Origin of the sequence: Hymenobacter daecheongensis DSM 21074, assembly GCF_900141805.1 — a bacterium.
Classification (GTDB): Bacteria; Bacteroidota; Bacteroidia; order Cytophagales; family Hymenobacteraceae; genus Hymenobacter; species Hymenobacter daecheongensis.
Map to the genome: position 1 here is coordinate 414,491 of NZ_FQYN01000001.1, position 14,714 is coordinate 429,204.

Consider the following 14,714-nt stretch of genomic DNA (forward strand, 5'->3'; position numbering starts at 1 on the left):
AGCAGCGTCCCGCGCCAGCGGTTCAGCTCCCTTTCGGCCCCGGATTAGTTGCGTTAAATATTTCCATCTTCACCCCGCCGCGCCCACCCGGATTCCCCCGATACTCTAGTATCTTTCGCCTCCAATTCGATTTTCATTCCCTATGATTCTTCGCTTTACCCTGCCCTTCCGCACTGCCTGGGGCCAGCGCTTAGTAGTGTGCGGCTCCGAGCCGTCGCTGGGCTCCTGGAACCTCGACCACGCCCTGAGCCTGAACTACCAGCCCGCCGCCGGCACCTGGAGCCAGGAAATCAGCCTGCCGGATGAGCAGCCGGGCACAGTGGAGTATAAATACGTGCTGCTGGATGAGCGCGACGGCGGCAAGCATTGGGAATGGGGACCGAATCGCAGTATCCACTACGACGGCCGCCAGTTCAGCCGCGTGGTGCTGGCCGACTACTGGCGGCCCGCCGCCCAGCCCGAAAACGAGCTGCACACCGCCGCCTTCACCAAAGCGCTGATGCGCCGCCCGGCCCCGGCCGCCAAAGCCGATAAGCCCGCCGCCCGCCTCGCCGAGAGCGTCGTGCGCTTCCAGCTGGCCGCCCCGCGCGTCGACTCCGACCACCAGCTCTGCGTGCTCGGCTCCGACCCCGCCCTGGGCGCCTGGGATGCTCGCAAGGCCGTCATCCTCTCCGATAAAGCCTACCCCACTTGGACCGCCGACGTGGCCCTGGAACACCCCGACCGGACCACCCAGTACAAATACGGTATCTGGGACCCGCAGGAGAAGAAAATCGTGCACCTCGAAACCGGCGACGACCGCCTGATTGCGCCTTCCGCGGAGCGCAAAACCCTGCGCGTGCTGGCCGATGAAACCTTCCGTTACCCCAACGGCCCCTGGCGCGGCGCGGGCGTGGCGTTGCCGGTGTTTGCCCTGCGCAGCCGCCGCGGCCTGGGCGTGGGCGAGTTCCCCGACCTGAAGCTGTTGGTAGACTGGGCCGTGAGCACGGGCCTCAAAATGGTGCAGATTCTGCCCATCAACGATACCACCGCCACGCATACCTGGGTCGATTCGTATCCCTACGCCGCCATTTCGGTGTTTGCCCTGCACCCGCAGTACCTGAATCTGGATGCCATTGCGCCGCTGGCCGCTGCCGCCGACCAGCAGGAGCTGGACCGCCAGCGCGAGGCGCTGAACGCCCGCGACTTCGTGGACTACGAGCCGGTGATGGCCGCCAAGTGGGCGCTGCTCAAGAAGCTGTACCAACAGGAGAAAAAGCGGTTTCTGGCTGACCCTGCCTTCCATGCCTTCCGCGCGCAGCAGCAAAGCTGGCTGCTGCCCTACGCGGCTTTCTGCGCCCTGCGCGAGCGGTTCGGCACCGCCGACTTCTCGCAGTGGCCACAGGAGTTCCGGCAGCCCCACAACCTGGAGCAGTTTGTCGACGAAAACCAGCCCCACTTCGATGAGGTGGGCCTGCACTTCTTCACCCAGTTTCACCTCGATAAGCAGCTGCTGGAAGCGGTGGAATACGCCCGCCAACACGGCGTGGTGCTGAAAGGCGACCTGCCCATCGGCATCTACCGCCACTCCGTGGACGCCTGGACCCAGCCCGAGCTTTACCACATGGACCAGCAGGCCGGCGCCCCACCAGACGACTTCTCCACCACCGGCCAGAACTGGCGCTTCCCGACCTACAACTGGGAGCGGATGGCCCAGGACGGCTACGCCTGGTGGAAGCAGCGCATGAGCCACCTGGCCCGCTACTTCGATGCCCTGCGCATCGACCACATTCTGGGCTTCTTCCGCATCTGGGAGATGCCGGCGCACTCGGTGGAGGGCCTGCTGGGGCACTTCTCGCCCGCCCTGCCGCTGTCGCGCCAGGAGGTGGAGCAGCGCCTGGGCTGGTTCGATTTCGGCCGCCTCTGCGAGCCGTATATCCGCTGGCACATGCTCCGGGATATCTTCAAGGAGCAGGCCGAAGGCGTGAAAAACGAGTTTTTGCAGGATGTGGGCTACGGCGCTTTCCTGCTGAAGGAAGGCTACCGCACCCAGCGCGAGATTGAGGCCGCCTTCGAGCAGAAAATAGCCGCCGAGCCCGGTGCTACGGAGCATTTTGTGTGGCTGCGCACGGGCTTGTATAAGCTCTGCAATGAGGTGCTGTTCGTGCAGACCGGCCCCGACGAGTTCCACCCGCGCATCACCGTCGATAAAAGCTATTCCTTCCGCGAGCTGCACGAGCCCGACCGCCACCGCATGGCGGATATCTACCACGACTTCTTCTACCGCCGCCACGAAGATTTCTGGCGCGCGCAGGGCCTGGTGAAACTGCCGCCCGTGCGCTACGCCACCGATATGCTTATCTGCGGCGAAGACCTGGGCATGGTGCCCGCCTCGGTGCCCGGCGTGATGAAGGCGCTGGGAATGCTGGGCCTCAACATCCAGCGCATGCCCGCCGACCCCAACGTAGAATTCGGTCACCCCGATGCGGCGCCCTACCTTTCGGTCGTCAGCCCCGGCTCGCACGATATGAGCACCGTGCGCGGCTGGTGGGAAGAAGACCCGGCCCGCACCCAGCGCTTTTTCGAGCACCTGCTGGGCCATTGGGGCGAAACCGCCCCCTACCACTGCGAGCCCTGGGTGGCCCGCGAAATAACGGTGCAACACCTGCACTCGCCCGCTATGTGGGCCATATTCCCGCTCCAGGACCTGCTGGCGATGGATGCCGATCTGCGCCGCGCCAACCCGCAGGACGAGCAGATCAACGTGCCCAGCAACCCGCAGCACTTCTGGAAGTATCGGCTGCATCTGCCGCTGGAAGAACTGGCTGGTGAGATGGACTTTAACGGCCAAGTGCGGCAATTGATAGCAGAAAGTGGACGTGACAGAAACCAATAAATTAATTTAATACAATTAATAATTAAAAAAGCCCCAATTTAAATCGGGGCTTTTTTAATTTTATGAAATCCGACTGGCGGGTCAAAAAGGTATATACCGCATTATAGGTAGCTCACAGCCCCTTAAATGACGATTGCACTTATCTTGGACTGCGACCAGAATACTCAGTTTATCGAGAAAACACTGGTGCTCAGCGAAAACATGCCAAATAGAATTTAACTGTTTCGTAAATTTGTAGTTAGGTAAGCCACTGAGAAGTTTGGCTTACCGTTTTAATTCACTCTGATTGTTCAATTATTTCTCACAATATGAACACATGTCTGCACATACCTGTAGCGTCGCACGTTGGTAAGTAACACTTCTCGAGTTTGCTAATATCTTAAGAGTTACCGTTACCTGTGTAAGTAGATTGAGCAGCCTGATTTCTAAGAATTTGCATCGCCAGCCTCCGTTGCGTTTCGCTTACTAACGCAATAGATTAATAGGTCGAGTGATGTACTGCTTCAATAGAACAAAAAAAGAGTGTGGACGCAACCCATCTGTAGAAAGACATACTACTCAAAAGTCACCTAATGAAAAAAACATTACACTTCTGGACATCTCTGTTGGGACTCCTCTTGGTGCAAATGAGCAATAGCTCATCCGTACAGGCTGAAGGCTCTCAAAACCTGACCCCCGGCACCAACACTAATGCCTTTACTGCCGCTACGAATGACCGGTGCGGCTACCTGGTGCACAACTCCGACGCCACTTCCGGCGGGGTAGATATCTCCTACGGCTTTCTAAAGCCATACAACTGGGTAAGTCCGGCCGGGGCGCGCTTCAGCCCCGATTACCGTCTTTTCATCCGCCTAAAGGCGGGCGAAAAGCTGTCGTATGGTGTGCAAAGAGCCAATGACCCAAACTTCACCACCAGCAACTACAAGGATCTGATTCTGACGCTGCGCTACGGAAACGGCACGCCGGAAGGCACGATTGTCAAGCAGAACACGCTTGCGCGCAATACCACCACTACCTACCTGCTGAACACCAACCAGCCCGGCGTTATCGATGACTACGCCCAGGCCGCCGCCGGGCCCCTGCCGGCTACCGGCGGGTACGATCCTTTGGTGTACACCAACAACACCGGCGCTGATCAGGACTTCTTCATTGAGTTTACCCAGCTCGGCGAGTACACAGACACCGGCACCCAGCCGGGCTTCAACGACCTGCGCACGGCCGCTGCAAACTTTGCTAACTCGCAGAGCAACACTGGCAACCGGATTTTCAGCACCTACAACCTGTGGGACTTTACGGTAACTGGTACCGACAACCAGATTAAAACCGGCCGCCTGTTCAGCCGGGCCTGGGCCTTTTCCTCATTGGCAGCGGCCAACCTGCTATCCAGCAAATTCACGCTCTACCCGCTGGTAGATAGCCGGGTTACTACCAACAGCTATTACGTAAAAGCCATTGAGCTGGCGGGCCTGCGCCCCTACGCTTTTTTCTTCGTTACCAACGAGTTTGGCTCTACGGCCTCCGCTGGCACCACCGTGGCAGCCCGGCGCAAAAGCCAGATCGGTCTCAATGCCTACGCACAATACCCCAGCTTCGTCAACGACCCGGACCCGAGTATCTGGCCCAGCGCTACCGTCCCCACGGTTTCTATTACGCCGCAGCCCTACTGCCGTAGCGGCAACACGGAAGTGGCCTTTACCACTTCGTCTTCCGAAACCGGCCGCTTCGATATCACCATCACTTATGGCGGCAATACTCGTACGCTGAACACCGACGTAACCGGTGGCTCATCGGCAACTATTATCTGGGACGGACTGGTCAATGGAGTACGGGTGCCCGCCGGGCAGCCAATCAGCTACAGCTTTACCAACCGCGGCGCGCCCGTCAACTTCCCGCTGTACGATGCGGAAAACAACGAGAGCGGTTTTGTAGTCCGTAACATCCGGCCTTCGGCCGCTGGTGCCGACGCGCTGTACTGGGACGACACCAACATTGCCGCTCTAAATACCAGCAGCCTGAACGGCACTATTAGCCCTGCCCACACATGGACTGGCAACGGTGGCGACGCCGCAACGGTAAACACGTGGACTTACGGCTTTGTGAGCGCCGCCAACAACCTCACTTACACCACTATTTACGTCTGCGACAACGATGGTGACGGGGTAACCGACGACATCGACATCGACGATGACAACGACGGTATTACGGACGCCGTAGAGTCGCTGTCGGGTACGACCAGCGTAGACCCCAGCGCCTTTGCCGACGCCTCTTCGCCCGTTCGTTACCTTGACGTGGACTACGTACACCCGGTTTTTGGGGCTTTCAGAGACCTGAACAACAACGGCGTCAACGACATCTTCGACGCCGATGGCGACGGCATACCAAACCAGTTCGACCTGGATTCGGATAACGATGGCCTGACCGACTCCTTTGAAGCCGGCCTGACTGCGCTTACTTGGGTTGGCACAGGTGGTGCCGCCGCCACTACCAACGGGTATTCGGCCGCGCTGGGGCGTTTTACCAATACGACTGGCACTATAGCCAACGCAGTAGGGGCTAACGGACTGCCGAATGCTGTTGAAAATCGGGGCACTATCGTGGGCAATGGCAGCACGGGCGGCAACGATACGAATACCGTACGCTACACGCTGATCGACAGCGACGCCGATTCGTTCACGGCTAGTGGCCAGACGGTATCAAACTACAACTTCCTGGATATCGATTCGGATAACGATGGCATCACCGATGAGATAGAGGCGCTGACCACTGCCATCTATACTACCCGTAAAGCTCAAAGCAACTTCAACACGGATACCGACAGAGACGGTATCCGGGACGCTTACGACGGCAACGTGACCGGTGGCAACTCCGTTACCACGCGCGCCGATACAGACGGAGATGGTACGCCAGATATGTTCGATACCGACTCCGATAACGACAACGCCGGGAAGTCGGGTTTGGCAGTCTATCTGCAGACGTCCGACTGGACCGAAGGCTTTGACACAGGGGGCGACGGCAAAGCTGGTGACGAGATTTTGGCTTTGGCCCGCGCCTTTAGCACCAATAACCCTGGCAAAACCAATTACTACGTCATCACGACCATCGGTAACGGATACGGTGGAACGACGCTGTCGGCCTTCCTGAAGGATGACAACAACAACGGTATTCCTAACTTCCTGGAGCCGACCAGTATCTACTACCACGACGATAACTTTAATGGCCTAGTTGACATATATGACCCAGTCTATGGCGGCTCTTCGTCGGCGGCTCCCCGGGCATCTGGCGGCCCTGATGCCAGCTTCCGCACCAATACTTCCCAAGTGCCCCTGCCCGTTGAGCTAACGGCCTTCGAGGCCAAAGCAGCCGGCAACGACGCGCAACTGACCTGGACCACCGCTTCGGAGAAAAACAACGACCACTTCACCGTGGAGCGCTCCATTGCCAAGGGTGAGTTTGAGGCCATTGGCACGGTGCGCGGCCACGGCAGCACCACGCAGGCGCACAGCTACCGCTTCACCGATGCCGGCATCGGCAAGCGCCACGCGGGTCTAGTATACTATCGCCTGCAGCAGGTAGACACCGACGGCACCACCAGCGGCAGCCCCGTACGCGTGCTCAGCTTTGCCGCCGCTCAGCCAGCGGCCGCGCTGGAGCTGTACCCAAACCCGGCTACGGAAACTACGACCCTTGATCTGCAGGCACTGGCCGCTGGTACGTATCAGGTGACAGTAGCGGATATGACCGGCCGCACGCTCAGCTCAGCCAGCTATGCCGGCGGCACGAAGCACGCGCTGGACATGCGCCAGCTGCGGGCTGGCACGTATCTCCTCATCGTGCGGGGTCAGAACGTGAAGCTCACCAAGACACTGGTGAAAAAGTAAGCCTTTGCTCTTTCTCTCAAAAAGCCTCGCCGGAGTACGGCGAGGCTTTTTTTGTTTTAACCCTCGCGCATCAAAAGCAACTTCCGGCGGCGCTGCAGCCAACCACCGAGCCACATTGGCGTTACTGAAACATCATTTTCTCCCCATATTCTATCATGCCCAGAAAAACCCTGCCCCGCCACCGCCCGCCCGCCCAGCCCCCCACCGACTACGACGTGATAATAGTGGGGGCGGGCAGCGCGGGACTGAGCGCGGCGCTGCTGCTGGGGCGCTGCCTGCGCCGGGTGCTGGTGTGCGGCAGCGGCGCCCCGCGCAACGTTACGTCGCCGGCTGTGCACGCCTTCTTCACCCGCGACGGCGTGAAGCCGGCCGACCTGCTCCGGCTGGGCCGCGAGCAGCTACTGCCCTACACCACCGTGGAGTTCCGGACGGCCTGCGTCAGCGCTATTCTGCCCATTGCCAATGGTTTCGAGCTGACGGCCGAAGGCGAAACCGGCCGCACATTCACCGCCACCACCCGCAAAGTCATTTTGGCTACGGGCGTGGAAGATGAGCTGGCGCCGCTGCCCGGCATGCGTGAAATGTGGGGTCGGGGCGTGCTGCATTGCCCCTACTGCCACGGCTGGGAGGTGCGCGATGCGCCGCTGGCCGTGTACGGCAAGGGCCGCATCGTGACGGGGCTGGCCCTGCTCATCAGCCGCTGGTCGCGGGATGTGGTGGTGTGTACTGATGGGCCGGGCAACCTGACGGCCAACGCCCGGCGGCGGCTGCGGCACCAGAAAATCCGGGTGTATGAGGAGCCCATCAGCCACCTGCAGGGCACCAGCGGCGGCGAGCTGCGCCACATTGTGTTTGCCAACGGCGAAAAGCTGGCCAGGCAGGCCGTGTTCATTCATCCGGCGCAACACCAGCGCAGCGGGCTGGCGCAGCAAATTGGTTGCCGCTTCAACAGCAAAGGAGCCGTGTGGGTCGATAAAAGCGGACAGACCAGCATAGCGGGCCTCTACGCCGCCGGCGATGCTACGCCCGGTGCCCAGAAAGCCCTGATTGCCGCCGCCGAAGGCACGCTGGCCGCCATGGCCATCAACGAAACCCTGACCCGCGAGGAGTGCCCGCGGTAGAGAGAGAAGAAGGAAGGTTGAGTGTTGAGTGGTAAATGTTGAATTGAGAATCGGAGGCTGTTTAAAAATCCAGAATTCAACATTCACCACTCAACATTCACAATTTCAGTACTTCTGCACTTTCTGTTCGGCTTCCGCGTTGGGCCATGCAACGCCCGGCGGGGGCTCCGGCATCTGGTAGGAGCTAGAGTGTCAGGACGCTAATCAATTTTGCCAAATCTGTATTGAACGGGCAGTCTTTTGGTTAGCTTGCTTGCCGGTCATTGCCTTTCGTAGTATTATGGGATGATTTCAGCTTGCCACCGGCTGCCTGATTCCTGGTTCTTCAAATCATTACCCCCGTATCGGATTAACGCCTGCATGAGAACTGTTTGCCCGCCGCTTCTGCTTTTGCTCCTGCTGCTGGTTGGCGTTTCGCCGGGGCAGGCGCAGCGCCTCACCTTTGTGGGCCGCGTGACGGAGGCCGCCAATGGCAAGCCCGTTCCGTTTGCCTCGCTGTTCGTGCCGGGCTCGTCCATTGGCATCACCGCCGATGCCGAGGGCCGCTACGAGCTGAGCGTGCCGCAGCCCATCGATACGCTGGTGGCCTCGGCGCTGGGCTTCGGAGTGCAGAAAAAAGCGGTGGGCCGGCAGCCGCGCCAAACGGTGAACTTCGCGCTGGGAACCGGGGCCGTGTCATTGGGCGAAGTGGTGGTGCGCCCCCGCGAAAACCCGGCCTACGTGATTTTGCGGCGGGTGCAGGCCCACAAGCCCCAAAACGATAAGCGCAGCCTGGACGGCTTCGAGTTCGACAGCTACAACCGCGTTCAGACCAGCCTCACCAACCTGCCCGACCGCCTGGCCCAGCGCCGCGTGATAAAGGACATGCTGGCCCTGGCCGATACGCTCGGGCAGCCCCACGATGCCGCCAACCCGGCCAGCCTGCCCGTTTTTGCCTCCGAAATCCTGTCGCGCTTCTATATGCACAACCGGCCCTTGCGCAAGCGCGAGGAAATCCGCAAAACGCAGATGCGGGGGCTGGGGCCGCGCGAGGGCTCGGTACTGTCGCAGATTCTGGGCTCCTCGTTTCAGGACTACGACTTTTACCTTAACTGGCAGAATATTCTGGGCAAAGACTTCATTTCGCCCATCGCCGATGGCTGGCGGCTGGCCTATGAGTATGAGCTGCAGGACTCGGTCCGCATTGGTCAGGACTGGTGCTACCAGCTGGGCGTGGTGCCGCGCCGCGCCCAGGACCTGGCCTTCGTGGGCACCATCTGGATTACGGCCGAAACCTACGCCCTGCGCCGCGTTGATCTGAAGATAAGCCCGCAGGCCAACCTCAACTTTGTCAGCCAGCTCACTGTGTTTCAGGAGCTGACCCCGCCCGCCGACGGCCCCGGCCTGCCGGTGCGCACCAAGGTGGCCATCGGCGTGAAGCCAGCCGACAAGCAGGCCGGCATCCTGGTCCGCTTCACTACCCTGAACTCCGGCTTCGAGCGCCGCCCCCGGGATCTGGCCTTCTATGACCGGCCGATGGAGACGGCTGCCAACGCCTACGAGGTGCCCAAAGGCTTTTTTGAGCAGCACCGCCCCGACTCGCTCAGCACGGCCGAGCAGCACAGCTTCGTGATGCTCGACTCGGTGAAGGAGCTGCCCAGCGTGCGCTCCTTGCTGGATGTGGCCGACATCTTGGTTAATGGCTACAAGCGCGTGGGTAAGCTGGATGTGGGGCCGCTGCTGGCCATCTACGGCTTCAACAACGTGGAGGGCCACCGCCTGCGCATGGGCTTCCGCACCACGCCGGAGATGAGCCGCAACTGGTTTACAAGGGCCTACTTAGCCTACGGCTTCCGCGACGAGCAATTCAAATACGGGCTGCGCATCAACCGCATCGTGGAGCGCCGGCACTGGACGGTGGCCAGCGTGGAATACCGCCACGACCTGGACCAGGTGGCGCTGCTCGACAACGAGTTTGGGCAGGAAAACCCGCTGTTTGATGCCGCCGCCCGCCTGGGCAACGTGCGCCAGGGCCGCCCGCTGATGCGCGACCTGTCCCTGGCCTCGCTGCAGACCGATGTGTTCCGGGGCTTCACCCAGAAGATTACGGTGCGCCGCCAGAGCTTCAGCCCGCTCTACCGCTTTGCCTACTACAACACCGAGCGGCGCGAGCCCGGCGCGCCTACCGCCGCCGACTTCACCCTGGCCGAGGTGATTCTGGAGTCGCGCTACGCCCGCGATGAGGTGCTGGTAGAAAACGGAAATCGCCGCATGGCCATGGGGCTGATGCGGTGGCCGGTCTTCACGTTCCGCTACATCATGGGGGTCAACCAGGTGCTGGGCAGCGACTTCAAGTATCAGAAATTCAACTTTGTAGTTACGCAAAGCGTGCAGCTGGGCCAGCTGGGCCGCGCCGACTACCGCATCGACGCGGGCTACATTCCGAGCACAGTGCCCTACCCGATTCTCAAAACCCACCTCGGCAACCAGTCTCCGTTCTACAACGGGGCCGCGTTCAACCTGATGCGCTTCTTCGAGTTTGTGAGCGACCGGTACGTGGCCGTGCGGGTAGAAGACCATTTTGAGGGCCTGTTTCTGAACTCGGTGCCGCTGCTCAAAAAGCTGAACTGGCGGCTGCTGGCCACCGGCAACGTGCTCTACGGCGGAGTAAGTGCCGCCAACCGCCACCTCACCCCGCCCCTCGACCCGCACGACGGCCGGCCGCTGCCCACGTTCCAGTCGCTGGGCCGCCTGCCCTACGCGGAGGTGGGATACGGAGTGGAAAACATATTCAAGGTGGCCCGCGTGGATTTTCTGCACCGCCTCACCTACCGCGACGCGCCCGACGCCCGCAACTTCGGCGTGAAGCTCAGCCTGCAGTTCAAGCTGTAGCCAAGAAGCCGCGTTGCGGCGGCAGGTTTATAGCCACACCTTCGTGGAAGAAAGAAAGCCGCGTAGCGGCGGCAGGTTTGTAGCATTGAGGTAGCAGAAAGAACTAAGCCGCGTAGCGGTGACAGAACCGCTCGAACGACTCTGTCACCGCTACGCGGCTTGGTTCCACTTGCTTATGCTGATTCTACAAACCTGTCGCCGCTACGCGGCTTCTTGGCTATAAAAGCCCCATGCCAACGCCTGCTCAGCGCTGCCGCAATGCCCCCGCCGGGTAGTTTTCCGTACAACTCCCACCACCCTATTCCCGACCGCACTTCTATGACTGCATCCCGACTGGAACACGATTTTTTGGGCGAGCGCGCCATTCCTGAGCAGGCCTATTACGGCATCCAGACGCTGCGGGCGCTCGAAAACTTCAACATCACGGGCATTCCCATCAAGGCGGAGCCGCTGTTTGTGCAGGCGCTGGCCTACGTGAAAAAGGCCGCCGCTATGGCCAACCGCGACCTAGGCGTGCTCGACCCTACGCTGGCCGAGTTCATCATGCAGGCTTGCGACCGGGTGATTTCCGGCGAGTTGGACGGCGAGTTCCTAACCGACATGATTCAGGGCGGCGCGGGCACTTCCGTGAACATGAACGCCAACGAGGTGATTGCCAACGTGGCCCTGGAGCTGATGGGCAAGCCGAAGGGCCAGTACGAGTTTTGCCACCCCAACAACCATATCAACTGCTCGCAGAGCACCAACGACGCCTACCCCACGGCCTTCCGCATCGCCCTCATCAACAAGCTGGTAGGCTACAGCCAAACCCTGGGCGAGCTGGCCGACGCCTTCGCCGCCAAGGGCGACGAGTTCCGCGACGTGCTCAAGATGGGCCGTACCCAGCTGCAGGATGCCGTGCCCATGAGCATGGGCGACGAGTTCCGGGCTTTTGCTACCAACCTGCGCGAGGAGCTGCTGCGCATTGCCGACAGTCGCGGCCTGATCAGCGAAATCAACATGGGCGCAACCGCCATCGGCACCAGGGTGAATGCTCCGGCCGGCTACGCCGAACTGGTGACGGAGCACCTGCGCACCGTTACGGGCCTCGATCTGAGCCTGGCCGGCGACCTGATTGAGGCCACCTACGACACGGGGGCCTACGTGCAGCTGTCCGGGGTGCTGAAGCGCACAGCCGTGAAGCTCTCCAAGATCTGCAATGATCTGCGCCTGCTTTCGTCGGGGCCGCGCTGCGGTATCAACGAAATCAACCTGCCGGCCCTGCAGCCGGGCTCCAGCATTATGCCCGGCAAGGTGAACCCCGTGGTGCCGGAGGTAGTGAACCAGACCGCCTTCTACGTCATTGGGGCCGATCTGACGGTGACGATGGCCGCCGAGGCCGGCCAGCTGCAGCTGAACGTGATGGAGCCCGTGATTTCCTTCGCCCTGTTCACCTCCATTTCCTACATGACCAACGCTTGCCGCACCTTGCGCGAGAAGTGCGTGCTGGGCATCACGGCCAACAAGGAGCACGCCGAAAACCTGGTGCGCAACAGCATCGGCATCGTTACCCAGCTCAACCCAGTGCTGGGCTACGAAACCAGCGCCGAAATAGCGAAGGAAGCCCTGCGCACCGGCAAATCGGTCCACGACATTGCCGTGACCGAGCGCCAGCTACTCACGCAAGCTAAGTGGGACGAGATTTTCACCTTTGAAAACCTGATCCGGCCGGGCTTCATTCAGTAAGTGGAAAGCCCCACCATTCGCACGCCGTTTTGCCCCAAAAGCGAATAAGCCGCAGCGCGGCGACAGGTTTGTAGCACCGCGTAAGCAAGAAAAATAAAGCCGCGTAGCGGTGACAGAGTCGTTCGAGCGGTTCTGTCACGGCTACGCGGCTTGGTTCTTTTACTGGTTCGGTTTCTACAAACCTGTCGCCGCTATGCGGCTGTTCCTTCTGCGGGGTTAGCTGGCGCTTTCTTCCGGCACCACCGGCTCTACGGTCCGCGCGAAACCGGGGCGGCCGTCGGGGGCAGTGGGGGCGGGTTCGAAGCCGTTGCGTAGCAGCACCTGCTGCGAGGCAATATTATCGGGCTGAGTGTAAGCCATGAGCCGGCGCACCATGCCGGTTTGGGCGGCGTGAGTTATCAGTCCGGCCACCAGCTCGGTGCCCAAGCCTTGACCGCGCCAGTCAGTAGAGATGGAATAGCCGATTTCGGCGGTGCCGCTAGCATCGGGTGGGCCCAGGAAACCGCCCGCGCCGATGAGCGTGGCGGGATTGTTAGGGGTGACTTTGCGGATGGCGTACCAGCCGTACCAGCCCGCCGCTACGCGCCCGCCGGCCGTTAGCTGCTCCAGAAAATACTCGGCCGCTGAGCGGTCATATTCGCCGGGGGGCCAGTCGGCGGGCATTTCCGCGCCCAGCAGCACGGGGAAGTAGCGGGGTTTTTGCAGCTCGGCAATGAGCAGCGCCCGGCTGGCAGCAATGAGCGTGAGGCGAGGCGTGTGGGCAATAAGCGGAATCATATCAGCAGGCAAATAGAGTGGAGGGCAGACAACGGCAAGCGCGCCCGTTCTGGCAGCGGCAAAAATAGCCGGATTCGCCGCGAGGATGCTGCCGCTTGGCCGAATCCCGCGCCCCGCGGCTTACCAGGAGCCGCTGTTGTTGCTGTCGTCGTCGAAGCCCCCGCCGCCGGTGTCATCCGACGCGGAATCGTCGTAGGAGCCGCTGTCGTCGGAAGAGAAGTAATCGGGGTCGGAGTCGTTCGGGGCGGCCTCCTCGGAAAAATAGTCGGGCTCAGTCTCCTGAGTCGCGTCAGGCTCAGTATTTAAAGCCGAAAAACCACCCCCACCGGCGGCTCCGGCCGCGCCGGCAGCGCCTGTGCCCAGGTTGGCAGCCGGGTTATCGGGGTGAGGTAGCGGGGTAGTATCGGGGGCATCCTGGCCGTGGGCCATGCGGTTGCCCAAATACGCGCCGGCTGCGGCGGCCGCGCCCGTCATCAGAATGCCGCCCATACCGCTGCCCATGCCCGCGCCACCGACGCGGTTGGGCAGAAAATCAGGGCCGGCTGGCCCGGCCGAACCGCGGCCGTAGCTGCCGGCGGGGCCAGTAGGCTGGCCGGGGGCGCTGGCCGGGCCAGACCGAAAATCGGGAGCCGGTGCCACCGGAGCCGCTGCCCGCCGCCGAAACAGACGCACCAGCAGCCACACCACCCCGCCCACCAGCAGCGCCCCCAGCGCCATTGCCCCCAGGCCCAGGCCCGGCGAGGCCGGCTCCGACGCCGGCGGCACGGCCGCCGAGGGTGAAAACGGCTCTGAGGCCGGCTCCGGCGCGGCAGCCACCGCCGGCGGCTCCGGACTCTGCTCGGCGGCCGACGCGGCGGCTTCCGGACCAGCGGCGGGCAGAGGCGCGGCGGCGGTGGCGGCAGTTTTTCGCAGCGGTTTTGAGTCCGGATTGGCGGCCAGCAGCAGCGTATTAAGCCCCGCCCGCAGGCCCGCAAAGTAGCGGCCCTGCCGGAAGCCGGGGGTCATTTTTTCATTGATAACGCGGCTGGTCAGCTCCGGCGTGATAGCCTCGCGCAGCCCACGCCCGGTCTGAATGGCTACCTCATGCTCTTGGGCGGCTACCAGAATTACCAGGCCGTTGTCTTTGCCGCGCTGCCCCACGCCCCAGCTCTGGCCGAGGGCGCGGGCGTAGTCAGCCACGGGGCGGCCGCCCAGCGTGGGCACCGTCAGCACCACCACCTGGGTGCCGGTACTGGAGGCATAGCGGCGCAGGCCCTTTTCCAGGCTCCCGGCTTCTTCTGCGCTCAGCAGCTTAGCCTGGTCATTGATGAACTGGAAAGGAACGGGGCGCGGCGGCAGGCTCCCGGTCTGGGCATTGGCCGGGCAGCTCAGGCCCACCAGCAACGAAAACAGCGCGAAAAACAGAAAGCGGGGCATGGTACAGGCAATGTGGTGAGGAAGGCAAGCAGCCTGCTTCTACGGGCCCAG

At 61.7% G+C, this 14,714-nt stretch carries 7 protein-coding genes; 5 read left to right on the top strand and 2 right to left on the bottom strand.

What is annotated here, in order from left to right:
• Window positions 1-142: 142 nt before the first annotated feature.
• The 5 genes from BUB62_RS01745 (at window position 143) to aspA (ending at window position 12,470) form a co-directional block, all read left to right on the top strand.
• Window positions 143-2,875 (top strand): 4-alpha-glucanotransferase, encoded by a 2,733-nt coding sequence (locus tag BUB62_RS01745; RefSeq protein ID WP_073105369.1) that lies wholly within the window; start codon window positions 143-145, stop codon window positions 2,873-2,875.
• Between the two features lie 626 nt (window positions 2,876-3,501).
• Window positions 3,502-6,753: a T9SS type A sorting domain-containing protein gene (locus BUB62_RS01750; RefSeq protein ID WP_073105371.1), complete on the top strand. Its 3,252-nt coding sequence runs from the start codon at window positions 3,502-3,504 to the stop codon at window positions 6,751-6,753.
• Window positions 6,754-6,908: 155 nt separating this feature from the next.
• Entirely contained in the window at window positions 6,909-7,874 is a 966-nt protein-coding gene (locus BUB62_RS01755) for an NAD(P)/FAD-dependent oxidoreductase (RefSeq protein ID WP_073105373.1), read from the top strand.
• 390 nt (window positions 7,875-8,264) lie between these two features.
• Window positions 8,265-10,745, top strand: a complete 2,481-nt coding sequence (locus tag BUB62_RS01760; protein ID WP_159437382.1) for a DUF5686 and carboxypeptidase-like regulatory domain-containing protein — start codon at window positions 8,265-8,267, stop codon at window positions 10,743-10,745.
• A gap of 318 nt (window positions 10,746-11,063) precedes the next feature.
• Window positions 11,064-12,470 carry an aspartate ammonia-lyase gene (gene aspA, locus BUB62_RS01765; protein WP_073105377.1) on the top strand — a complete coding sequence of 469 codons (1,407 nt, stop codon included), beginning with the start codon at window positions 11,064-11,066 and terminating at the stop codon, window positions 12,468-12,470.
• Window positions 12,471-12,686: 216 nt separating this feature from the next.
• Here the strand turns inward: aspA and BUB62_RS01770 are convergent, their stop codons facing one another.
• Together BUB62_RS01770 and BUB62_RS01775 are read right to left on the bottom strand one after the other, a co-directional pair.
• On the bottom strand, window positions 12,687-13,247 hold the full coding sequence (locus BUB62_RS01770) for a GNAT family N-acetyltransferase (RefSeq protein WP_073105379.1): 561 nt from the start codon (window positions 13,245-13,247) through the stop codon (window positions 12,687-12,689).
• 120 nt (window positions 13,248-13,367) lie between these two features.
• A complete protein-coding gene (locus BUB62_RS01775) occupies window positions 13,368-14,663 on the bottom strand; it encodes a TPM domain-containing protein (protein ID WP_073105381.1) in 1,296 nt (431 codons plus the stop codon).
• Window positions 14,664-14,714 lie beyond the last annotated feature (51 nt).